The sequence below is a fragment of the Mucilaginibacter aureus genome (genome assembly GCF_053514885.1).
The window spans coordinates 3,899,570-3,923,275 of record NZ_CP170601.1 but is presented as its reverse complement, the minus strand read 5'-3'; the positions used below and the strand labels follow the sequence as shown (position 1 = coordinate 3,923,275).

The 23,706-nt window shown below is 44.2% G+C and carries 25 protein-coding genes; 11 read left to right on the top strand and 14 right to left on the bottom strand.

Translation table 11 applies throughout. The features are described from left to right. Positions 1-68: 68 nt before the first annotated feature. The 9 genes from ACFGVR_RS16580 to ACFGVR_RS16540 all read right to left on the bottom strand — a co-directional run bounded on the left by ACFGVR_RS16580 (position 69) and on the right by ACFGVR_RS16540 (position 7,407). Complete coding sequence (locus tag ACFGVR_RS16580) at positions 69-233, bottom strand: DUF5522 domain-containing protein (RefSeq protein ID WP_448698457.1); 165 nt, start codon at positions 231-233, stop codon at positions 69-71. After that, on the bottom strand, positions 233-1,171 hold the full coding sequence (locus ACFGVR_RS16575) for an exonuclease (RefSeq protein WP_448698456.1): 939 nt from the start codon (positions 1,169-1,171) through the stop codon (positions 233-235). The genes ACFGVR_RS16580 and ACFGVR_RS16575 overlap by 1 nt, the downstream gene beginning before the upstream one ends. Then, positions 1,168-1,767 carry a dephospho-CoA kinase gene (gene coaE / locus ACFGVR_RS16570; protein WP_448698455.1) on the bottom strand — a complete coding sequence of 200 codons (600 nt, stop codon included), beginning with the start codon at positions 1,765-1,767 and terminating at the stop codon, positions 1,168-1,170. Before coaE ends, ACFGVR_RS16575 begins: the two co-directional genes overlap by 4 nt. Further along, the gene (locus ACFGVR_RS16565; protein ID WP_448698453.1) at positions 1,767-2,714 is read right to left on the bottom strand and encodes a CdaR family protein; all 948 of its coding nucleotides are present in this window, start codon (positions 2,712-2,714) and stop codon (positions 1,767-1,769) included. The genes coaE and ACFGVR_RS16565 overlap by 1 nt, the downstream gene beginning before the upstream one ends. A 388-nt stretch (positions 2,715-3,102) precedes the next feature. After that, a complete protein-coding gene (yajC, locus tag ACFGVR_RS16560) occupies positions 3,103-3,414 on the bottom strand; it encodes a preprotein translocase subunit YajC (protein WP_448698452.1) in 312 nt (103 codons plus the stop codon). A 23-nt stretch (positions 3,415-3,437) separates the two neighbouring features. Continuing rightward, positions 3,438-3,893: a DUF1573 domain-containing protein gene (locus tag ACFGVR_RS16555; RefSeq protein WP_448698450.1), complete on the bottom strand. Its 456-nt coding sequence runs from the start codon at positions 3,891-3,893 to the stop codon at positions 3,438-3,440. A 7-nt stretch (positions 3,894-3,900) separates the two neighbouring features. Next, positions 3,901-4,848: a transcription antitermination factor NusB gene (gene nusB, locus ACFGVR_RS16550; RefSeq protein ID WP_448698449.1), complete on the bottom strand. Its 948-nt coding sequence runs from the start codon at positions 4,846-4,848 to the stop codon at positions 3,901-3,903. Positions 4,849-4,900: 52 nt separating this feature from the next. Next, positions 4,901-5,989, bottom strand: a complete 1,089-nt coding sequence (locus tag ACFGVR_RS16545) for a Glu/Leu/Phe/Val dehydrogenase dimerization domain-containing protein (protein WP_448698447.1) — start codon at positions 5,987-5,989, stop codon at positions 4,901-4,903. Between the two features lie 155 nt (positions 5,990-6,144). Continuing rightward, entirely contained in the window at positions 6,145-7,407 is a 1,263-nt protein-coding gene (locus tag ACFGVR_RS16540) for a mandelate racemase/muconate lactonizing enzyme family protein (protein WP_448698445.1), read from the bottom strand. A gap of 256 nt (positions 7,408-7,663) precedes the next feature. On the opposite strand from ACFGVR_RS16540, the gene ACFGVR_RS16535 reads away from it, so the two are divergent. The 6 genes from ACFGVR_RS16535 to ACFGVR_RS16510 all read left to right on the top strand — a co-directional run bounded on the left by ACFGVR_RS16535 (position 7,664) and on the right by ACFGVR_RS16510 (position 14,096). Then, complete coding sequence (locus ACFGVR_RS16535; RefSeq protein ID WP_448698444.1) at positions 7,664-7,960, top strand: hypothetical protein; 297 nt, start codon at positions 7,664-7,666, stop codon at positions 7,958-7,960. Continuing rightward, positions 7,935-9,722 (top strand): ABC transporter ATP-binding protein, encoded by a 1,788-nt coding sequence (locus ACFGVR_RS16530; protein WP_448698443.1) that lies wholly within the window; start codon positions 7,935-7,937, stop codon positions 9,720-9,722. Before ACFGVR_RS16535 ends, ACFGVR_RS16530 begins: the two co-directional genes overlap by 26 nt. A gap of 130 nt (positions 9,723-9,852) precedes the next feature. Continuing rightward, positions 9,853-10,182, top strand: coding sequence for a DUF3276 family protein (locus ACFGVR_RS16525; RefSeq protein ID WP_448698442.1), 330 nt, complete (start codon positions 9,853-9,855; stop codon positions 10,180-10,182). Positions 10,183-10,286: 104 nt separating this feature from the next. After that, positions 10,287-11,399 (top strand): glycoside hydrolase family 88/105 protein, encoded by a 1,113-nt coding sequence (locus ACFGVR_RS16520; RefSeq protein ID WP_448698441.1) that lies wholly within the window; start codon positions 10,287-10,289, stop codon positions 11,397-11,399. Between the two features lie 256 nt (positions 11,400-11,655). Further along, complete coding sequence (locus tag ACFGVR_RS16515; protein WP_448698440.1) at positions 11,656-13,170, top strand: malate:quinone oxidoreductase; 1,515 nt, start codon at positions 11,656-11,658, stop codon at positions 13,168-13,170. A 101-nt stretch (positions 13,171-13,271) separates the two neighbouring features. Beyond that, positions 13,272-14,096 carry a DUF3667 domain-containing protein gene (locus ACFGVR_RS16510; protein ID WP_448698439.1) on the top strand — a complete coding sequence of 275 codons (825 nt, stop codon included), beginning with the start codon at positions 13,272-13,274 and terminating at the stop codon, positions 14,094-14,096. Here ACFGVR_RS16510 and ACFGVR_RS16505 read toward each other — a convergent pair whose 3' ends face one another. From ACFGVR_RS16505 to ACFGVR_RS16495, 3 genes are all read right to left on the bottom strand, one after another. Then, positions 14,097-15,293, bottom strand: coding sequence for a threonine synthase (locus ACFGVR_RS16505; protein ID WP_448698438.1), 1,197 nt, complete (start codon positions 15,291-15,293; stop codon positions 14,097-14,099). 90 nt (positions 15,294-15,383) lie between these two features. Beyond that, the gene (locus tag ACFGVR_RS16500; protein WP_448698437.1) at positions 15,384-17,009 is read right to left on the bottom strand and encodes a M28 family peptidase; all 1,626 of its coding nucleotides are present in this window, start codon (positions 17,007-17,009) and stop codon (positions 15,384-15,386) included. 68 nt (positions 17,010-17,077) lie between these two features. Next, positions 17,078-18,253: a redoxin domain-containing protein gene (locus ACFGVR_RS16495; protein ID WP_448698436.1), complete on the bottom strand. Its 1,176-nt coding sequence runs from the start codon at positions 18,251-18,253 to the stop codon at positions 17,078-17,080. A gap of 133 nt (positions 18,254-18,386) precedes the next feature. Here ACFGVR_RS16495 and ACFGVR_RS16490 point away from each other — a divergent pair, with 133 nt between their 5' ends. Beyond that, a complete protein-coding gene (locus tag ACFGVR_RS16490) occupies positions 18,387-18,563 on the top strand; it encodes a hypothetical protein (RefSeq protein WP_448698435.1) in 177 nt (58 codons plus the stop codon). 97 nt (positions 18,564-18,660) lie between these two features. On the opposite strand, the gene ACFGVR_RS16485 is transcribed toward ACFGVR_RS16490, so the two are convergent. Further along, positions 18,661-19,134, bottom strand: coding sequence for a hypothetical protein (locus ACFGVR_RS16485; RefSeq protein ID WP_448698434.1), 474 nt, complete (start codon positions 19,132-19,134; stop codon positions 18,661-18,663). A 259-nt stretch (positions 19,135-19,393) separates the two neighbouring features. On the opposite strand from ACFGVR_RS16485, the gene lepB reads away from it, so the two are divergent. Further along, positions 19,394-20,476: a signal peptidase I gene (gene lepB / locus ACFGVR_RS16480; protein WP_448698433.1), complete on the top strand. Its 1,083-nt coding sequence runs from the start codon at positions 19,394-19,396 to the stop codon at positions 20,474-20,476. 447 nt (positions 20,477-20,923) lie between these two features. Here lepB and ACFGVR_RS16475 read toward each other — a convergent pair whose 3' ends face one another. Then, entirely contained in the window at positions 20,924-21,601 is a 678-nt protein-coding gene (locus tag ACFGVR_RS16475; RefSeq protein ID WP_448703042.1) for a pseudouridine synthase, read from the bottom strand. 121 nt (positions 21,602-21,722) lie between these two features. Here ACFGVR_RS16475 and ACFGVR_RS16470 point away from each other — a divergent pair, with 121 nt between their 5' ends. Genes ACFGVR_RS16470 through ACFGVR_RS16460 form a run of 3 tightly spaced genes read left to right on the top strand, consistent with a single transcriptional unit; the run spans position 21,723 to position 23,643 of the window. Next, the gene (locus ACFGVR_RS16470; protein ID WP_448698432.1) at positions 21,723-22,307 is read left to right on the top strand and encodes a porin family protein; all 585 of its coding nucleotides are present in this window, start codon (positions 21,723-21,725) and stop codon (positions 22,305-22,307) included. 1 nt (position 22,308) lies between these two features. Then, positions 22,309-22,665 (top strand): TfoX/Sxy family protein, encoded by a 357-nt coding sequence (locus ACFGVR_RS16465; protein WP_448698430.1) that lies wholly within the window; start codon positions 22,309-22,311, stop codon positions 22,663-22,665. Then, positions 22,666-23,643: an alpha/beta hydrolase fold domain-containing protein gene (locus ACFGVR_RS16460; RefSeq protein WP_448698429.1), complete on the top strand. Its 978-nt coding sequence runs from the start codon at positions 22,666-22,668 to the stop codon at positions 23,641-23,643. The last annotated feature ends 63 nt before the right edge of the window (positions 23,644-23,706 follow it).

The window sequence follows — 23,706 nt, the reverse complement described above, 5'->3', positions numbered from 1 at the left end:
ATTATTTAGCCCCCTAACCCGCTAAGGGGGGAACTTGTTTTTATATATCCTTTTGCATCCGTAACATTCTAATTATCAGGCTCAGATTCAGCTGAAGGGTTGGGCCGGCCGTAGGTCCAGGGGCAATGCAGGCATTTGTTTTTACAGCAGGTACCGCGTTTTAAATGATACTCTTTTGTGAATACAAAATTGCCATCCTCGTTAATGTAATAATCTACGTTTTCAATCAGCATTAGTCTAATAGCTTAACTTCGATGTTACCTGCAAAATGATCTTTGAGTTGTTTACCGTCGCCGTGTAATGTCCATATCTGTTGCGGATTGACAAAGTTAACACATTGAAGTATATCGTTCCAATCCACGTGATCGGATATAAACAGGGTGTCGTTCTCGTTGGGTTGCAGGTTTTTCCACCCTGAGGCAAATAAACGCTTTACGCCTTTAGCTTTAAAATAGCTGTCGAAAGTAAAAGGGGGCACCAGGTAAACGTACTCTTTTTGCTCTTTCATCAGCTTGCGGCCATACAACTGGTATTTGCCCGGCGAAAAATTAAACCGCTCGTAAATTAAATTAACCGGCATAATACGGTGATGCACCAGCACTATTTTTTGCGGGCACCAGGTGTTGATCAAATTAATGAGCCGCTGACTTTTACCCAACGCATACGCACCTAACAGGATATTGCTTTTAATATCGTTGAGCTTTTTGATCTCGGCTATTGGGTCGGGATGCTGCAGGGCAGGGTCGGCAAAGGTGGTTTCGGTTATGAGTACGTCGGCTTTTACCCATTCAATAGGCTCACAGGTAGCATCAGGTTGTACTTTGTAATCGCCGGTGTACAGGTATTTAATGCCCTGATATTCCATCAGTACCTGTGCCGAACCGAGCATGTGGCCGGCCGATATCAGGGTGATACTCACCTCGCCTATGGCAAACATCCGGCGAAAGCCAAACAGGCAAAATTGTTTTGCGGCCAGTTTACCGTAACGCATTTCCATAAAAGCGGCTGTGGCTTCGGTGCAGTACACCGTAGTGCTGCCGCTAACAGCATGATCGCCGTGAGCATGGGATATGACCGCGTTTTTTACCGGCAATTTGGGATCGAGGTAAAAATCGCCGTAACGGCAATACAAGCCATTTTGGTTGATAACAATAAAATCGGATAGGATCATTTGGTAACCGCCATTTCTAAAAACTGCCGGTGCAAGGCAAGTACCTGCGGGATGACCAACTGAGTGTCGTCGTTGGTGATGACATAATCGGCGAGCTTAAGTTTTTGCTCATCGGTAAACTGGCGGGCGTTACGGCTTTCTACTTCTTCCCGGCTCAGGCCATCGCGTTTAACTACCCTATCGATACGCATTTGCAGCGGGGCATATACCAGGATATTTTTATCGCAAAGTTTAGCCGATCCGCTCTCGAACATCAGGGCGGCCTCTTTCATTACGTATGGAACATCTTTAACTTCGGTAAGCCATTGATCAAAAGCGCGGAAAACGGCCGGGTGTGTAATGGCGTTCAGTTTAGCTAACTCGCCGGTGTTGTTAAATACAATACCTGCTATGTGCTTGCGGTTTAACGAGCCATCATCAAAATAAGCCTGCTTGCCAAAGGTTTGTTTAAGTGCATCGATCAGGATCGGGTCGGTGGTCATCACTTGTTTGGCGGCATCATCGGCATAAAAAACCGGAATACCCAAAACCTCAAATACTTTGCTGATGGTACTTTTACCACTGCCAATACCGCCTGTTATTCCAATTTTAAGCATTATTTTTTAACGATAAAGTCGAGGTTTCGTGGCTCAATGCTCACTATTTTACAATAATCAGGGAAGGATGTGAGTTTTACCGGCAACTCTTCGTAACCCTTTTCGTGCCACTGATCCAGATCGGCAACAGCCTCAAAATACCCGTTATCGATACCGGGATATTTACCTAACGACACGAGGAAAGTTACTTTTACCTTTTGCGGAAACAGTTTTACGTTGTAGTAATTTTTATTGTTGATGAGTTTTACAGGGATTTGAACCGTTTTTTCGGTAAACTCATCAACGGGTATCCTTACCTGTACGGATTTAGGATAGATGGTCATGTTCGACTCTCTCACCCCCTGCAGCCGTACGGTTTGATCTATGGGTGTTTCCACATCTTTAAGCACCAGCGAATCGGTTTTCCAGCTGGTTATTTTTTGCAATACATCGGCAGGGCCGCTTAGCGTTACGTAGTTGGGCCGCAGGGTGATCTGATCGGCAATGCCGAACTGCTTTTTAAAGCCGATACGATAGAGCACCTGCACCGGCACACGCTTTACCGCACGCGATGAAAAATCGAAATACAAGGTATCGGGGCTAAATTTGGTGATGGCCCTGTCGACCGGGCGTTTTTGGTTGATAGCAGCCAACTGGTTGCTCAATACGATATAATTACGCTGATCGAGATCTTTAAGACTTACGGTAATGGCGGTATTATCTGCATTGATGCTCGAGAGCAGCAAATTCCAGCCGGTGCCTTTTATTTTAGCTTCGATGGTATCGGGCTGTAATGAACGGAATGACCTGCGCTGTGGCGGGTTACTAAAATTGACGGCAATCTTGATTTTATACTCCTGTGGACTGGACAGGCTGCTGAGCAGCCAGGCAACAACGGCCAAAATAAGGCAGGTAATAAATACCGATGCCCGCCTGCGCTCGTTTTTGGATAGTTTAATTATTGCCATAATGAATGATCGCCAAAAATAGGAATAAAAGCTTGGCTTTTATTGTTGGTGATAACACCACAGGTGCTAGGAAGATCAGGTTGCCATCAAAGCTCCCTTCTTGAGAAGGGGTGCGTAAGGTAGTGTGGTGGCGGGGATGTGTTATTTTGCGTTATAAAAGGACACACCCCTCCACCCCTCTCAAGAGGGGAATCGCACAAGCCTCTGCTTTTTTTATTTTCCCAACACCTGTGCTGATAACACCGACAAGGTGCGGAATGAGAAATGCTGCAGACCTTTATGAAGCAGAAGATCTCTCCTTGGGTCGAGATGACAATTCTTTAAAATTATCTTCATAAAAAAAGCCTCACAAAGTGAAGCTCCTTTTATTAGTATTCCTGCTGGCTGCTTAAGCCTTTTTTTCAGCGTTAAGCACTTTTGAAGCGTCAAGCGATATGGCTGATTTATCGAAACGGATCTTAACGCCGTTATCAACTTCAACTAATATGGTGGTGTCGGCAATTTCGACAACTTTACCGTGTATACCGGCAGTTGTAACAACCTTATCGCCCTTTTTCATCTCTTCAACAAATTTCTTTTGGTCTTTTTGTTTTTTGATCTGCGGGCGGATCATAAAAAAGTAAAACACCAGGGCTAATAACCCCATCATAATATATGATTGGTATTGCGCGCTAACCTGTAATAAAATAGCTGTAGTCATCTTTATTTTTAAATTATTGTTATTTACTTAACTATCACCTCGCCTACCAGGTGTACCATGGTTTGGGCAGGCGCTGTGTTACCACTTATGGTGATCATTTTATCCTGCAGGCCCGATTTACCTGCGCTGTGAAAGGTAACCTTGATCACACCTTTATCATTAGGCTGAATAGGGCCCTTTGGCCACTCGGGTTTGGTACAGCCGCAGGTAGCTGTGGCATCGGTAATAATTAGGGGCGTTTTACCGATGTTGGTAAATTTAAACTCGTGAACAACCGAATCGCCCTGCATTATTTTACCAAAGTTGTAGCTATCCAGATCAAACTTCATGATGGGCGCAGTTGCCGGGTCGACATTTGAAGCCGGTGCGGCTGTTGCCATTGTTGGCGCAGTTACTGTGCTTTGATCTTTATAAGTTTCATTACCATGGCAGGCTGCAAACATGCCAGCTATTGCCAATCCAAAAAAAATCTTTTTCATTGTGTTGTTATTCAATTAACCCTCTGCCGGTTTTTTTAATTTTTCCTTCTGCTTTCAGTTCAGCTAAAATTTTGTCTAAGATACCGTTTATAAATGAATTACTCTTCGGTGTGCTAAATTCCTTTGATATTTCGAGGTATTCGTTAATGGTTACCTTTACGGGGATGGACGGGAAATAAATGAACTCGGCAAGCGCCATTTTCATTAACAAGGTATCCATCATGGCAATACGCTCGGGTTCCCAGTTTTGAGTTTTGTTACTGATCATTACCTGGAAATCATCATCGTAACGGATACTGTACTGAAACAATTTGGTGATAAACTCCTGGTCGTCTTCCCAGTTCACTACTACCTCGGCCAGTTTATTTTTTTCGGGCTCGTCAAAAGCAAAGTTTTTAAACGTTTTGGCTATCATAGCCTGCAAAACGTCACGGTCAACCGGCCAGTAGATAAACTTGTCTTCAAACACCTGTTCGGCTAAAAGCGATTTAAGAATTACTTTTTTGAAGATGTGTTTAATGATATCTTTATCCGAATGTACGGTATCGTCGGTTTTTTCGAGATACTCTTTATAATCGGCGGAAACCTTAAGGGTAGCAAACAGCGATTTGGTTAACTCGGGGTCAAAATCCCAGGCTATTTTATATTTTTTTACTGCTGCCAGGTACTCCTTGTTCTTATTTAACGAAGTGATGAAAGTATTGCCCAGGATCTTGAGATTGGGTTTCAGGTCATCCTCGGTAGGCAGGTATTTATTGGCCAGAGTTGTAGCATCTACATCGGCGTATTGCGCTACCTCGTTGATGAGCGATAGCATCCAGATGTACATTTCGTGAACTTTTTCAACACTTTGGATCAATCCTTTTTCGTGTTGCTTCATGTCCTTTTTTTCGGACTGGTGGTAAGCATACAATGACTGTAATACTTTTACGCGGAGGTGCCTTCTGTTTAGCATAATTGTAAGAACGATTTTGCACCGGTAAACCGGTACTGGTTAAAAATTGTGTTTAGAAAGATGTTTTTATTTTCTTGATATCGGCTATTCTTTTTTCGGCAATTTTATTAGCTGCCTCAATAGTGGATATGCTTTCGGCTTTTGATAATTTTAATACGTTACGCACGGCATCGTAAATATTTTCGGTAAGCTGCAGGGTACGCTTTTTATTAAAACCCGCTATCTCCGAGTACATATTGATCACGCCGCCAGCGTTGATCAGGTAATCGGGCGCATATAAAATACCCTTATCCACCAGCATCTGGCCATGCAGGGTTTCGTCTTCCAACTGGCTGTTGGCCGACCCGGCAATAATGGCACACTTTAACCGGTTAATGGTTTTGGTATTAACTGTTGCACCCAAAGCACAGGGCGCGTAGATATCCACATCCAGGTCGAAAATGCTGTTATGCTCAACAGCTTCGGCGCCGTATTTTTTGGCTACCTGGCGCAGGCGGTCCTCATCAATATCACTTACATATACTTTGGCGTTGTCTTCGCGCAGCAGTTTTACCAGGTTTTCGCCTACGTGGCCGGTGCCCTGTACCGCTACCGATTTACCGGTGAGGTTATCGTTACCATAAAGTTCGCGTAAACAAGCTTTGATACCCATGTAAACACCGCGGGCCGCAACCGGTGTAGGATCGCCGCTACCGCCGATACTTTCGGGCAAACCGGTTACATGCTCGGTTTCCATACGGATGTATTCCATATCGCGGGTGTTGGTGCCCACATCTTCGGCAGCAATAAACTCGCCGTTAAGGTTTTTAACAAACTGGCCAAAGCGGCGAAACAAGGCTTCGGTTTTATCGCGGCGCGAATCGCCTATAATAACGGCATAACCACCGCCAACGTTTAAACCCGAAATTGCTGCTTTATAGGTCATGCTGCGCGAAAGGCGTAAAACATCGCGCAGAGCATCCTGTTCTGTTTTATAGGGCCACATACGCACACCGCCCAAAGCAGGGCCCAGTGTCGTGTCGTGTACGGCAATAATGGCTTTTAAGCCAGTTGCCTCGTCATTACAAAAAACAACTTTTTGATGACCAAAAACACTCAGCTGGTTAAACACGGATGAATCGGGTTGGGTTGTAGCTGACATTTGTTATTGACTGCAATTAAGGTTTGATGCTCCGACAAAAGTATGTATTGTTTTTGAAATAGGTAATGTTATTTGTGATTGAATTAATATTTGATTGCCGAACGCATGCAAAATCTGCCGGCAAACCTGCGTTTTCGACTATGAGTAAATAGAGATCACCCAGTAACTACCACATGCTTTTGAATATAATCCGGATCAATATCCACACCCAGGCCGGGGCCCTGCGGTATTTTAACCACACCGTTAACGCTGGTTAAAGTTGAAGTTTTACACTCAAAAGGCAGGTTTTTGCTCAGATCTTTAAACTCGTGGAACCGGCCCGCATTGGGTATGGCCGAAATAAAGTGTGCCAGGTACACATAGCCAAAACCATCGCCGGTAGTGTGCGGGGTACAAACCTTACCGGTAACCTGGGCCATACGCGCCACCCGCATAGAGCGGATCATGCCGCCAAAATAAAACTGATCCTGCTGTACGATCTTTAATACATCGTTACCGATGAGCCAGCGGAAATTGCGCATGCTTGGCTCCTGCTCGCCACCGGCAATAGGGATTTTCAGTGCCCTGGCCACCTGCCGTGTTTCCTCGTACCAATCAAACGGTACGGGCTCTTCAAAAAAGTCGTAATTATAATCCTGCATAATTTTACCGATGCGGATGGCTTCGGGCACGTCATACGAACCATTGGCATCTGCAGAGATCACCATCTGGTCGCCAAAGGTTTTGCGCACCAGCGGTATGAGCTGCTCTGACCGTTTGGCGGGATACTCGACATGGCTCATACGGCCACCCAGCTTAAATTTGATGGCTTTCGCCTTAGACGCGTCTAACTGTTTGTGCAGGTGCTCGATGGTGAGTTCGGCGCTGATATCGCGTTCGCTGTTGGCCTGGTAAACATTAATTTCGGTGTGATGGATATCGCCAATGAGCTGCCCGATAGATTTATTGGCAATGCGGCCCAGCATATCCAAAACCGCAAATTCGAGCGTGGCCAGAGGGTCCCACAGGGGTACGCCCTGTAATTTATAGTTGCTATCGTACACATAAACCTCTTCCATCAGCGCCTCAAAATCGCGCACATCTTTACCGATAAAAAATTTTTGAATGCGGTTGGTAAAAATTGGATACAGGTAACGCATTTGCAAACTATTGGCCACGGCTATCCCCTCGGCACCATCTTTTGATCGTACACGGCAAAGAAAAGTATCTTTATATCGCAAAAGCTCTATCTTTTCCAATATAACCGGATCTTTAAACAATTCCCTTTTCAGCACCGGCTGCTTCATGGCTGCATCCAGCTTTGCAAAAACAGGGTCTTCATTATTAAAAATAGTTGAAGCCTGCGATGAGAAAGGCATTGCGGCTGCTACCCCCCCGATTGCGGCGGCAGTTAAGAAATCACGACGGTTGGTTTTCATAGATCTATATTGGTTGATTTAAAATTGAGAAAACGTTAACCCTCAACTGTCCTGCACTGTCCTGCTTCGCTTATTAATGATTGATTGATTGAATATATGTCATTTAAAACTTGAAAATACCGGCAAAAATTTGTATATTGTATGGAGTGAGAGTCAAGAATCAGGATGCAAGAATCAAGACAAAAAACTATTTAATAACACCGATAAATACCCACCATGTCCCCACCCTACACCCACCTGCTTTTTGTGTGTTTAAATGACAAAATATGCCTTTACGCTGTTTAAATTAAGATTTAGTGAAAAACAACATAAAAATACCGACAAATACCCACCCTGCGGGGAGTCAGTTCAGTGGTTATTGGTTATTGGTCCTTTTGCCATTTGTATAGCGGCTCTGGATAGCATGAGATTGCCACGTCATCGCTGTTTTCAACGCGCTCTTCCTCGCAATGACAAAGCAGAAAAAATCCGAAATCGAAAATCCGAAATCCGAAATCCGAAATCAAAAACTCCTATCTTTGCTATACATGAAGCACCTGGCTTACCTCAATAAGTTTTTTTATAAATACCGCTGGCGCTTGATACCGGGCATATTGTTCGTGATCATCTCTAACATATTTGGTGTATTGCCTGCGCAGGTGGTACGTATAGCGTTTGACCTGGTTACCGATAACATTGGCAATTACCAACTATTTGATGGTTTTGGGCGGCAATCGATGATCTCGGGTATATTTGGCTCGAGCCTGTTTTTGTTTGGGGTGCTGGTGCTGGTACTTTCGCTGCTGCGCGGATTGTTTTTGTTTTTTATGCGACAAACCATTATCCTGATGTCGCGGCATATCGAGTTTGATCAGAAAAACGAAATATATACCCACTACCAGGCTTTATCATTAGCGTTTTACCGCCGCCATAATACGGGCGACCTGATGAACCGCGTTACCGAAGATGTGAGCCGCGTGAGGATGTATTTAGGGCCGGGTATTATGTATGCCATCAACATGATCACGCTTTTTATTATGGCCATAGGCATTATGCTGAGCGTGAATGTAAGGCTCACCCTGTTTTCGCTGATGCCGATGCCGATATTGGCGTTCGGTATATTTTACGTTAACAATATCATCAACCACCGCAGCGAACAGATCCAGGAGCGCCTCTCGGCCCTGTCGAGTTTTGTGCAGGAAAATTTTTCGGGTATCCGCATCATCAAATCGTATGTAAGAGAAGGGTTCGTCCGCGAAAGCTTTGCCAAAGAAAGCGAGAACTATAAAACACACAGTATGGAGCTGGTGCAGGTACAAGCTTTGTTTTACCCGATGATGTTATTGCTGATAGGCTTAAGCTCGATCATCACTATTTATATTGGTGGTATCGAAGTTATAAAAGGTAATATTACCGCGGGCAATATTGCAGAGTTTATTGTGTATTTAAGTCAGCTTACCTTCCCGGTGATAGCCCTGGGTTGGGTGAGCAGCCTTACACAACGCGCGGCCGCATCACAAAAGCGCATCAACGAGTTTTTGCACGAGGAGCCGGAGATCAAATCGCCAACAACAATACCGCAAACTATTAGCGGTGCTATCGAGTTTAAAAATGTATCTTTTACCTATCCGGATACCGGCATTACGGCATTGCGCAATATATCATTCACGGCCAATCCGGGCGAACTGGTTGCCATTATCGGACGCACAGGCTCGGGCAAAAGCACCATTGCCAACCTGGTGATGCGGATGTATGATACCACCGGCGGCGATATTTTAATTGACGGCAAACCTTTAAGTACGCTAAACCTGGAAAGCTATCGCGCGCAGATAGGTTTTGTACCCCAGGAGGTGTTTTTATTTTCGGATACGATTGCCAATAACATCGCATTTAGCGCCGATACGCTGGATATGAGTCAGGTTGAGCAGGCAGCCCGCGATGCCGCGGTTTATCATAATATTATTGAATTTGACAAAGGTTTTGAAACCCTGATAGGCGAACGGGGTATTACGCTTTCGGGCGGGCAAAAGCAAAGGGTATCAATAGCACGGGGCATTTTTAAACAACCGCAGGTTTTAATATTTGACGATTGTCTTTCGGCGGTGGATACCAAAACGGAAGAAGAAATACTGAGCAACCTGGGCGGCATTATGCAAAATAAAACGAGTATTATTATTGCGCACCGGATATCGACCATCAAAAATGCCGACAAAATATTGGTGATGGATAAAGGCGAAATACTGGAGCAAGGCACACATAATGAGCTAATGGATGCCCGTGGGGTATATTTTGACCTTTATGAAAAACAACTGCTGGAAGAAGAACAAACCACTTAATATTAAACCTTTAGCCCGATTATATTATAAAATAGTTAAGGAAAATTTATTTTTGTGATAAATTTTGTATTGGTACTTTCAAAAAATTTCTATATTTATCCCAAGCTAAATTTAAACACCAAAGTTTTATATGGGAGATTTTGAAAACAGGGATCGCGAGGAGGTTTTTTCGAAGAAAGTAAGAGCCGGGAAACGCACTTATTTTTTTGATGTTAAGGCTACACGGTCAAACGATTATTACATCACTGTAACCGAAAGCAAGAAGCGTTTGGAGGATGGTGTTTTTGTAAAGCACAAAATATTTTTGTACAAAGAAGATTTTGAAAAATTTGCAGAGGGGTTGAAAGATACCATCGATTATATCAAGGCCAATCAGGACGTTGTTGAAAAACGCTATGAGTACAGCGAAATACCTGAAACAGTTAAAGAAAGCGACGATTTTTCGTTTGACAGCCTTTAGTTAAGATAAATAACTAAAGCCCTGCCCAACGGCGGGGCTTTTTGTTTTTAGAGCCGAATGTGATACCTTCGGCCTACCAATTGAAAAAACCACATATGAACATTATGACGAAAAAAGCGGCCGCCTGTTTTGTCGCTTTACTATTAGCCTCAACCCTGTTTGCGCAGGATACCCTGTTTAACCGCAAAAACATTGTAAAAACTATGGAACGCGTTGCCGACTGGCAACTAAACAGCTGGAAAGATAAAGGTTTTACGCATCAAAAGTACGACTGGACAAACGGCGCCTGTTATGCCGGTTTGTTTGATTTAGGAAAGATGAGCAAGAAAAATACCTACCTGCCATTTTTGGTAAGCATTGGTAACGACCTGGACTGGAATACCGGCCCGCGCAAAGGCATGGCTGATGATTACTGTATCGGTCAGCTTTACGCTAACCTGTACACGGTATACAAAGAGCCTAAAATGATAGCGAAATGGCGCGTACAGGCCGACAGCATTATTGCCGCGCCGCATACCGAATCGCTGGAATGGAAAAATAAGATCAGCTTACGCGAATGGGCCTGGTGCGATGCCCTGTTTATGGGTCCGCCGGCACTGGGTTACCTTACATCGGCTACCAAAGACCCAAAATACCTGGATGGCGCTGCCAAACTATGGTGGAAAACAACCGACTACCTGTATGTGCCAACCGAGCAGTTGTACTTTAGGGATCAGACCTTTTTTGAGAAAAAGGAAGCTAACGGTCAAAAGGTATTCTGGAGCCGTGGTAATGGCTGGGTAATGGGTGGTTTGGTACGTGTACTGGATAATATGCCAGCCAAGCATCCTGACAGGAAACAATTTATCAAGCTGTACAAAGATATGGCTGCCAAAATAGCGGCATTACAGCAGCCTGATGGCAGCTGGCACGCATCCCTGCTTGACCCGGCAAGTTACCCGCCTAAGGAAACCAGCGGTACCGGTTTTTATACTTATGCCATACTTTGGGGTTTAAACAATGGCACATTAGACAAAAAGACCTATTGGCCGGTTGTAAAAAAAGCATGGGCGGCGCTGGCAACATCGGTTCACCCGGATGGCATGTTGGGCTACGTACAAAGAATTGGCGCTGCGCCTGATAAGGTTGACGAAAACAGTACCGAGGTTTATGGCGTTGGCGCATTTTTACTGGCAGGCACGCAGCTTTGCAAGTATCTCGATCATAACAAGATGTAGTAAAACTACCTTATTTTGTGGCAAAATGGCCTCGTATCAAAATACGGGGCCGTTTTTTGTTTAAAAACTTTGTTACAATGCGGGTGGTTTATTATGCGAAGCGGCTGTTTCACAGCACAATACATCGACGATCTCATCACGAAAGCAAATTTTATACTCCACAGCACATTTGTTTGTCATTTTCACATCAATAACTTCATTTTTTTTCGAATTATATTAGTAATTGGCTTTATCTTTGCAATTGTTTATAACGAATATGACTACAAAGAAAAAAGCTGCCGAAACAAATCCCGATGTGGTTTTGATCGGTGCCGGAATTATGAGCGCTACCCTTGGCGTGATGTTAAAACAATTGCAACCTGATCTGACCATTGAAGTTTTTGAGCGGCTGGATATTGTAGCAGGCGAAAGTTCGGATGCGTGGAACAATGCAGGTACCGGCCACTCGGCACTTTGCGAGTTAAACTATACTCCACAAAAAGCCGATGGTTCGATAGAAACCAACAAAGCCGTAAAAATTGCCGAGCAGTTTGAAGTTTCGAAAGAGTTTTGGGCTTACCTGGTTGAGCAAAAATTAGTTGGCGATCCGGAGCAGTTTATCCGTAGCATACCTCACATGAGCTTTGTTTGGGGTGATGACAACGTTGATTATCTAAAAAAACGTCATGAAGCGTTAGAGCAGTTCCACCTGTTTAAGGGCATGGAATACTCTGAAGATGAAGATACTTTAAAACAGTGGATCCCATTGGTAATGGATGGCCGTAAAGAGGGAGAGAAAGTTGCCGCTACCCGTATGGAGATCGGTACCGATGTTAACTTTGGCGCATTGAGCAGCCAGTTATTTAGTTACCTGAACAAACAGCCTGGCGTTACCATGGATATGAACCACGAAGTGCGCGATCTGAAACAGGACGACCAGGGCAACTGGGAAATTACCGTTAAAAACCTGGGCACCAAGAAAAAACGCAAGCTGAAAAGCAAATTTGTGTTTATCGGCGCAGGCGGCGGTTCGTTATTATTGCTTGAGAAATCGGGCATCCCGGAAGGTAAAGGTTTTGGCGGTTTCCCGGTAAGCGGGCAATGGCTAAAATGTACCAACCCCGAGGTTATTGAACAACACCAGGCCAAAGTATACGGCAAGGCATCGGTAGGTGCGCCGCCAATGTCGGTACCGCATTTGGATACCCGCATGATCAATGGGCAGAAAGAATTGTTATTTGGCCCTTATGCTGGCTTTTCAACCCGTTTCTTAAAACATGGTTCGTTACTTGATCTGCCTTCGTCTATCAAAGCGAGCAATATCATCCCGATGGTATCTGCCGGTTTGGATAATATCCCGTTGACCAAATACCTGATAGACCAGGTTAGGCAATCGCCGGAAGACAGGCTTGAGGCTTTAAGAGACTACTGCCCTACCGCTAAAATGAGCGATTGGGAACTGGAAATTGCTGGTCAGCGTGTACAGGTAATCAAAAAAGACCCTGAGCATGGCGGTATATTAGAATTTGGTACCGAAGTAGTTACCGCCGGCGATGGCAGCATTGCCGCATTATTAGGCGCTTCGCCAGGTGCATCAACATCGGTATCTATTATGGTGGGTTTATTGGAGCGCTGCTTTGCCGGCAAGCTGTATACCCACGAGTGGCAAACCAAATTGCACGAAATGATCCCGTCTTACGGAAAATCATTAGCGCAGGATGCTGAGCTGCTGGAGCACACCCGCGCCCGCACCAGCGAAATATTGAACTTAACTACACTGGTAACAGCGTAATTGAGCCTGAAGCATGAAACGGGAAACCATAAGTTTTTCGTTTCATGCTATTTTGCTTCAAACTAAATTATACTTATATTGGTGAAACTATTCACTCACCAATGAACTGTAAAAGCTGCGGTAATACACACCAGGAAAATTACTGTCCGGCTTGCGGCGAAAAAATATTCCATCCCAATCAGTTATCAGTAAAGCATTTTGTTGAAGAAACCTTTGAAGGTTTTATCCATTTTGACACCAAGTTTTTCCGTAGTGTTAAAACTTTAATTTCCAAACCAGGGCAGCTATCTATTGATTATGTAGAAGGGCGCAGGGTGAGATACATGAAACCCGTACAGTTTTTCCTGGTGGTGAACCTGTTGTTCTTTTTCCTGATCATTGGCAACAACATGTACAGCCTGCCTCTGGATAATTATGTAACCTACAAGCCCTTTACCAATTACAACACGGTACAAATAGTTAACAAAAGGATCAAGGAAAAAGAGTTATCGTATGCCGAGTTCCGCGAATCGTTCAACGAAAAGATCATCGCCGATTCGAAAGAATACATCTTTTTGTTCGTTCCGTTTTATGGGGTCATCTTTTTTTTGTTCCTGTTTTGGAAAAAGAAGTTTTTTGTAGAACACCTGGTATTTGCCACGCATTTTATGGCTTTTGTGCTGATATTGATATTTATCACCTTTTACCTGATAAGCCTCCCCGTTACGCTAATTGCTAAAATCGGTTATTCAGAAAACTTTGACAACATCTTAAGCACATGCATAGCCGCAGGTATAGCTGTTTATACGGCAATTGCCGTACGCAGGTATTACCGGCCACACACCGCTTGGTCGCTGGTGATTGGTGTTTTTGTTGGCAGTACTTTCTTTATGTTTATACAGTATTACCGCATGCTGTTGTTTTACAAGATCATTTATGTCAGGTAATTACTCTACCTCAATATTTTCCAGGTATTTATAACCGCTGCCGGTATTGATTAGCAGCACCTGCTCACCGGGCTTTATCCAGTTGTCTGTTTTCAGCTTTTTATACGCCTGCCATAAAGCGGCGCCTTCGGGGGCTATCAGCATACCTTCGTTGCGGGCAATTTCTTTAAGGGCATTGCTCATTTCGGCATCGTTTATGGTTAGCGCGGTGCCGTTGCTTTCGCGAAGCACTTTGAGGATCTGCTTATCAGCATAGGGTTTTGGTACCCTCAGGCCATTTGCTATGGTAAAGCCGCCATCAACAAAGTCGGACTCTATTTTACCCGCTTTAAAGGCCCGCACAATGCCATCGCAGCTTTCGGACTGTACGGTTACCATGCGCGGACGTTTACTGCTTATCCAGCCTAATTGTTCCAACTCATCAAAGGCTTTCCAGATCCCGATAAGGCCGGTACCACCGCCTGTTGGATATAATATCACGTCGGGCAATTGCCAGTTAAACTGTTCGGCAATTTCGTAGCCCATTGTTTTTTTGCCTTCAAGGCGATAAGGTTCTTTCAATGTAGATACCTGGAACCAGCCGTTTTGCACTGCGTGTTCATTTACCAGTTTACCGCAATCGCTAATGCTGCCGTCAATTTCAACCAGATCGGCGCCATACAAGCGGCATTCGTCTTTAAATACCTGCGGCGTTTGTTTTGGCATGTACACAACAGCTCTGATTCCTGCGCGGGCGGCATAAGCAGCTAAGGCACCGCCTGCATTGCCCGCAGTTGGTATGGCCATCACCTTTACGCCTAACTCTTTGGCTTTTGATACCGCCGCGCTGATACCGCGGGCTTTGAACGAGCCCGTTGGGTTGCCCGATTCATCTTTCCAGTAAACCTCGTTATCGCCTGCTAAGGCTTTTAAATTTGCTAATGGGATAATGGGCGTAAAACCTTCGCCCAAGGTTACTATGTTCTCAGGATCGACAACAGGCAAAAATTCGCGGTAACGCCACATATTGGCCGGCCTGTTTTTAAGTATTTCTTTATTGAGACCGGCATGCAGATCATATTGCGCAAACAGTGTTGAGCGACAATCCGGGTCGGTACAAACCGTATTGATGATGCCAGCATTATAGATGGCGCCACATTCGGGGCATTTAAGCGAGGTTAAAAGCGAAATATCAGCTAAACCTGTATAAGTTGACATAGTAGAGGTGGATCAGTTAACAACAAAATTAACCATATCCACCGTATTGTATTTTAATACGCGTGTAATAATTCGCTTACACGGTTTATGCTACTTACTAAAAATATCTCCTGTGTTCCAAAACGGCTTTTTGGTATCCTGTGCAATTAGGTAACCTATTAAAAAGTTGAGTTGCGCATATTTTTTGCCGGCATTAAAATCAAACACGCCGTTAATATCGTCCTGCGGTTTATGATAGTATTTAGCGCGCCACGGGGCCACAATATCTGCCAGGTTATTTTTACCATCGGCAGTTTTGTTGCCGTATTTAACGTGCAGGGCAGGTATGCCGTTCACTACAAAGCTATATTGGTCGCTACGGGTAAAACGTGCCTGGGTAGGCTCGGGGTCTGGTTCAACGCTGATACCTAAATAACCTGCAGCCTGGTCAACCTGCTTTGCCAGCGACGAATGTTCGGCCCCAAGCGCGGTTATGGATAAAAGCGGCGCGATAATGGTTGGCATATCGGTATTTACATCGGCCACCATGCTTTTAACCGGTACGGTTGGATGACCTGTAAAATAGCCCGAACCCAGATCGCCCATCTCCTCGCCTGTTAGCATCACCGTCAAAATTGAGCGTTTGGGTTTAACTTTCATGTGCGCATACACTTTGGCAATGCCTAATAAGCTGGCCACACCCGATGCATTATCATGAGCGCCGTTGTAAATAGAATCGCCCTGGATAGGTGCGCCAATGCCTAAATGATCAAGGTGGGCGCTGTGCACTACGTATTGTTTTTTGAGTTTAGGATCAGAACCGGGTATTTTACCGATGATGTTATAGCTGATGATATCCTGATAAGTTGAAGTAAAAGACACCCCTATCGCTCCGCCATCAATTGCGAACGAATGCGGTTTACCCTCTTTGAGCTGTTGGGCTATGCTTTGCAGATCGTTACCCAAAAAAGATTTGAGCAGATTATATTTAGCTGATATAAAGAACTCAACCTGTTCGGAATAGAAGCTACGTGATATGACAACTTTACCCTGGTTATCCATTACGCTGTAAACGCCTTTATTGATATTGATCAACGATTTAACGGTCGAATCGGCGGAAGCCATAATAACCCCTATTGCGCCGTGCTGAGCCGCAGTTTTTAATATGGTTGTTGTGTTTGCAACGTGCGCCTTAACCGACGATGAAAAGCTATCGGGCGAGCCACGCATCACCAAAATGATCTTTCCTTTTACATCAACACCGGCATAATCATCATAACCCAATGCAGGCTGACTAATACCATAACCTGCAAATACCACATTACCCAGGGTTTCAATTTTAGGTACAACCGGGTTTGGATAAACTACATAATCGGTGGGTTTTACTGCCGACATGATATACGAACCGGGATGAAAAGTGATCAGGGCATCATGTGCAATAGCCTTGCGCAACCTCACCTTTTGCAGCCAGGTGCCTTTTTCGCCGGCGGGCTGTACGTGCAGCTTTTTTAAACGGCTAATTACATAATCAACAGCCATTTGGTAACCGGGCGTGCCGGGCATGCGGCCAAGCAATTTATCGTCCGCCAGGTATTTAATATCGGCTTTAATTTCGGCGCTATCTACAGTATTTAAAGCCTGCTTTACGTTTTTGCTCAGTTTAATTTGCTGCGCGTGGGTAAATTGCGTTAATGCGCTTATCGCGATGGTAATAATGGTCAGTTTAGTTTTTAACATGGGAATGTTGTAAAACAAAAATGTCACCGCGGGTTAATGCGATGACATTTTTGAAAAAGTTGTTTATCTTATTTTTCAGTTCCTTTGTCGCCGGTTGTTTTGGTACTGCCGCCGGTAACCTGCGCCAGTTTGTTTACCAATGCTGCACCACGCAGGTTTTTACCAATGATCTTTCCGTTAGGATCTAACAAAAAGTTTTGCGGGATTGCCTGAACACCGTATAATGTTGAAGCTTCGTTTTGCCAAAATTTCAGGTCGGTAACCTGTGTCCAAACCAAACCATCCTTTTCAATAGCTGCCAGCCATTTTTCGCGGCCATTTGGCTGATCTAACGACACACCTAAAATGGTGAAGTTTTTATCTTTAAATTGATTGTATGCTTTAACCACGTTAGGGTTTTCGGCACGGCAAGGGCCACACCATGATGCCCAGAAATCGATCAGTACAAATTTGCCGCGGAAAGATGATAAGGCGATCATTTTACCGTCTTTATCAGCCTGCGAAAACTCAGGCGCTGTTGCACCCATGGCAACTAATTTCAATTTTGGAATCCTTTCGGCATAAGCTTTACCTTGTTTGGTTGCTTTAAGTTCGGGCGAAAGCATATTGTACAACGGCTCAAGATCAGATGCTTCGGGATAATAACCTGCTGCTGTAGATAAGTTATTTAAACTTACAAACGATGCCGGGTGCTCTTTAATAAATTTGGTTACAATAACTTTCTTTTCGCCATCAAGCGCATTTTCGCGGTTATCGAAGGCCTCGGTTTGGGCCGGGGTAGCATCTTTAGCAGCACGCTCTTCTATGTAAAGCGCTGTCATTTTTTCATCAACAGGGTTTAACGCAGCTTTTAATGTTGCGTTATCAGCGTTAAGCGGCGAACCGGAAATAACAGTGCGGTGTTTTAACGAATCGGTGCCGGTAACCTGCATGTTTACGTTTTCGATATACATGCTCAGCATATCTACCTTGCGCGATCTGCGTAATTCGCCTAAGTTTTGGTTTGAGTGCGTTACCAATAAAGTGCCCATAGTAGGGTTGGCAACCGTGCCCTTAAACTCAAAGGCTCCGTTTACGATCTGGGTTGAGTCGCTTACTGGTTTACCGTCCGAAGTATACAATAAAAAAGCTTTTGAGGTGGCGCCTGCGTTTGGCAGGGTACCTTTAATTGAAAATGTGCCGCTTTGCGCGAATATTGCTACTGCCGGTAGCAATAATAAAGCCGTAGCTGTGAATTTCTTCATGGGTATGGTAATTTGTAATGATTGTGAGTTAACTAAAAATCTAATATAGTAATTGGCGTTTAGAAACGAAGTATTTAGTTAATTTTTTACAAATTAATTATCTATCAGGCGATTTTAGCCCCCATGAGTTACTTTGCCCAACTATGAAATATTTGCCGAAACCGAACGCCTGATACTACGCGAACTATTACCAACCAACGCTATCGGTATGTTTGAACTGGATAGCTCTGCCGAAGTACACCGCTACCTGGGCAACAACCCGCTAACCGAGATACAGCAAAGCCGCGATACCATCGTTTTTGTAAGGTAACAGTTATTGACCATGGCATTGGCCGCTGGGCAGTTATAAAGAAGAACAGCGGTGATTTTACCGGCTGGTGCGGACTAAAGCTTATGACAGAACCGAGTTAATTAATTGTTAAAGGATGTTTATAGATATAACCATCCTTTTCAATACCCTTGTCATTAAAATGCTCGGTAGCTTTTATAATATAAAAATCGATATTATAGTTTTCAGAAGATGAAGATTCTCCAAGTTCATAAATAAAACTATATACGTTTTCAATCTTATCGTTCAGATCTTTTGTTTGCTTAATAGACAGCATGATTTGTAAATGATTCAATGTTTCGACTTTTAACCTTGCCGATATCACATCAATATCCGATTCGTTAAGTAAACTCAATACCTTACAGGTATCTTCGTACGATCTTACAAAGTTCTCGTTAAGTATGGCCTGCTGTGGTAATGGCTTAGGGTCTTCGGCTTTCTGTTCCTTTGATTTAATAGATATAATGCCCAAATAACGTTTACTATTTAAATTTTGCGAAGGAGTTGTGAGCCATTCGGCCGGTTGTTGTATGTTTTTTTGAGCTTGTACCATATTAATCAAAGTATTTTAAATTAATGCTAAGCAATTATTAATACAAGTTAATACGCAAAACATACCGTCCTGGTTACATTGAATTTAGCCAGGTTACGGTTATACTACTTTAGTTGATGCATGTTAAGCTAAGTGCGTGTTAAGGCGAACCGGTTTGATATATTGTTTATTGAAATTTGAAGACCCAATTGCTTTTTTCAACATCATATTTGTAACAAATTACTATCCTAAACATCAAACAGGCAAAACCTTGCCTGATATGAAAATACCATTCATTTCGAAAAAGAAACCGGCTGTAAAAAAATCAAAACTACGCGAGTGGGGTGATGCATTACTATTTGCATTTGTGGCCTCAACCATTATACGGGGTCTGCTGTTTTCGGCTTTTGCGATACCATCAGCATCAATGGAACGTTCGCTGCTTACCGGCGACTATTTATTTGTAAGCAAGGTGGCCTACGGCCCGCGTATGCCCATGACGCCTTTGGCGATCCCTTTTATGGAGTCGAAGGTTGGCGATCATAACACTTTTTGGGATGGTATTAAGCTTCCCTATTTCCGTTTACCGGGATTTAGCGAAGTAAAAAAAGGCGACCCGGTAGTGTTTAACTACCCGGTTGAAAGCGATAGGCCGGTAGATATGCGCACGCACTACATTAAGCGCTGCCAGGGCACCCCGGGCGACCTGCTCACCATTATAAACAGCCAGGTTTATATTAACGGCAAACCTTTTTTAGCTGCCGAAAAGGCACAAACATCATACGCGGTAACTATTGAAGGTGCATCGTTAAACCCCAAGGTTTATGATGACCTGCATATCGAGGTTCGCGGACAGGTGACTGATAACGCATTCGAGATGATCATCCCGGCAGAGAGCCTTGCCACATTTAAAGGTTACACTAACGTTAAATCGGTAGTACCATATGTTGAGCCTAAAGGCGTTTACCACCCGGAACTGTTTCCGCATAACGAGCATTTTAAATGGAGCCAGGATAATTTTGGCCCGTTAAAGATCCCCGCAAAGGGTTATACCATACCGCTTAACGACTCGACCCTGGCCCTGTACGAACGCTGCATTACCGTTTACGAAGGCAATAAGCTGGAGCATACAGGTAAGGGCATATTGATCAACAACAAAAAGGCCGATACCTACACCTTTAAACAAAACTATTACTGGATGATGGGCGATAACCGCCATAACTCGGAAGACTCACGCTACTGGGGTTTTGTGCCCGATGACCATATTGTAGGCAAAGCCGTGATCACCTGGATGAGTATTGACAGTACCAAAACCTTTATCGACAAAGTACGCTGGAGCCGGATAATGCGGCTGATACATTAAGATTTCTGAGTCCGGAAGTCGGGAAGTCAGAAAGTCCGCAAGATTGAAAATATTTGCTTTTTTGCGGCAAAATGCGTATTTTTATGCTACAGCGCGATGCTAAAACTGTAGTATTTACCATCTGATCCAACACCGATATTATACCTATGTAGCACCGATGTCATACCTATGTGTTTTATGGGTATGAAAAAGTAAAAAAGCTTATTTGAAGCTACTAAGGGGTATCTTGATAGAAAGTACTGTAAAAATACCGAAGAATACCTATGTGCTTGACCTATGCAAAGCGGCTCTGTAAGTCGGGGATTGTTTCGTGCTGGCAATGACGCTCAAGGAAAATTTGTAAAATACCCACATTTACCCACCCTGTTGATGACTGAAGGATTGATTGTTGAATAAAAAACGAAGTAAGGACATTTTTCCATTTTACCTCATCCATCTTACATCAAACTAAAATCCCATCAACTCCATTACCTTTAAAAATTCGGGTTGCAGCGGTGCTTCCAAATGTATTTGTTCCTGGGTAAGCGGATGCGTAAAGCTCAGTTGTGAGGCGTGCAGCAACATAGTTTCCATTTCCCAGCGTTCTTTAAACAACTTGTTTTGCTTGTTGCAGCCATGGGTACGGTCGCCAATAATGGGATGAAAAACGTGGGCAAAATGTTTACGCAACTGGTGCATGCGCCCGGTTTGGGGCTGCGCCTCAACCAGCGAATAGCGCGATGTTTGGTGGCCGCCAAAAGGCACATCCAGTTCGGCGCGGTTCAAGGTGCGGTAAGCGGTAAAGGCATCCTGCAAAGTACCATTCTCTTTACGTAGCGGGTAATCAATTTCTTCGGTATCTGGCGTATGGCCGCGTACAATGGCCAGGTATTTTTTGCTTACCCGGTTTTCCATAAAAGCCTGCTGCATGGCTGTTTCTACATCCTTACTCAGTGCAAACAGCAATAACCCACCGGTTTTACGATCGAGCCGGTGTGCCGGATACACCTTTTGCCCCAACTGGTCGCGCAAAATCTGCAAGGCAAACGCGTCGGTATCGGCAGCTATAGATGAACGATGCACCAGTAAACCATGCGGTTTATTGATGGCTACCAGGCAGTTATCGTTGTAAATAATATCGAGCACCCTCATTCGGCCGCGAAGTTAACGTTAGTTTAACTAAAACATGCAGCTTTTATAAGCGTTGTACACAATAATTGAATTGATTATTTACTTTTATAAACCCGATAACAACTAAAATACTACCATGAAAAAGATTACAATTACAGTAGCAATATTACTGGCCGCTACCCTGTTTACATCGGCACAGGTATTGCCCACGTTTCAGTTTGGCGTTAAAGGTGGGGTTAACCTGTCAAAATTTTCAACCAGCGGCACTTTTGATAGCGGCAACCGGGCAGGCTACCTTGCAGGGGTTTGGGCGCGCATCGGCGCATTGGGCTTTAACCTGCAACCCGAACTTTATTACACCAGTAAAATTGCCACCATTAGCAACAGCAGCACCGAAAACACGGTAACTATCAACAGTATTGATTTACCAGTACTGGTTGGCTATAAATTTGGCGCGTTTGGTTTGGGTGGCAGGTTAAACACCGGCCCGGTGGCTTCGTTCATTCTTAGCAAAGATCAAAGTTTTAGCAATGCTGTAGGTAACGCCCTAACATTGGATTTAAAAAACCAGGCTTTTGCATGGCAGTTTGGCGCCGGGATAGATATTATGAAGTTATCTGTAGACCTGCGCTACGAGCTAGGATTAACCAATTTGAACAATACCGGGTACGACCAAAAATTGAACTTATTTAACCTAAGTTTGGCTTACAAATTGTTTTAACATGCGCCAATACAACGAGCAACTTACCAACCGTATCCGCGAAGCATTGGCCGATCTGCCCCATGTTGAAGAAAAGGTAATGTTTAGCGGCGTGAGTTTTTTGGTAAACGACAAAATGTGCATCAATGTTAGTCGCGATGAGTTGATGTGCCGCGTTGGCCGGAAGGAAGCTGAAAAATGCGTTGAGCAAAATGGCTGCCGCCAGATGATGATGCGCGGCAAACCAATGAAAGACTTTGTGATGGTGGGCGAAGAAGGTTTCCGCACCCAAAAAGAACTCGACCATTGGATAAGCCTTTGCCTGGCGTTTAACAACCAGGCGAAGGCATCGCCCAAAAAGAAAAAGAAAACTGATTAAATGTATAAAACCTGTTTATTAGTATTTTTTACTGCGCTTTATGTGGATTGCTTTGCGCAGATGACAACCGGCCTGACCGGTGTACGCGATACCTCGTTCAGCACCGCCAGCGATCATCAAAAAAACCTTAAAAAGTATCCGGACATCAAAATAGTGCCCGATAGTTTACCAGCTTCGGTTGGCCGTAAGCAGGATATTACTTATTGCAATAACGGCAGGCGCGATCTGCAACTGGATGTGTTTTACCCCAAAAGCGTTAAAAAAGCGGCTCCGGCTATCCTGATCATTTTTGGCGGCGGGTGGCGATCAGGCAACCGGACGATGCATTACCCTTTAGCAGAGCATTTGGCTGCCCTGGGTTATGTTTGCTTTACAGCCGACTATACCCTATCAACCGAAGCGCTTTATCCCGAAGCTGTGTACAACCTCAAAGCCGCTGTACGGTATATCCGCGGTAACGCGAAACAATACCATGTTGATGCTGAAAAAATAAGCGTTTTAGGCTTTTCGGCCGGTGGTGAGCTGGCGGCGTTTTTAGGAGCTACCAACGGCGATGCAAAATTTGAAGGCACAGAGGGTAATACTAAATACAGTAGCCGGGTTAATGCTGTGGTAGATATTGACGGTACGTTATCGTTTGTTCATCCTGAATCGAGCGAGGGCGATGATAGTAAAAAAATATCGGCTGGAACCTACTGGTTTGGTTACAGTAAAAAAGATAACCCGCAGCTTTGGCAGGATGCATCACCCTTAAACCATGTAGGTAAAACTACGCCTCCGTTTGTGTTTATCAACAGTGCTGTTGACAGGATGCATGCCGGCAGAACAGATTTTATCAAGGTGCTGGATGCCAACCACACCTACAGCGAGGTACATACTATACCCAATACGCCGCACACGTTTTGCCTGTATTACCCCTGGTTTGATGAAACGGTGAGGTATGTTGATGGTTTTTTGAAAAAGGTTTACAAATTGTAGTTTTCTCTCGCAAAAGTGCGAAGGCGCTAAGAGTTTTAAGACTTCTTTACTTTGCGTGCTGTC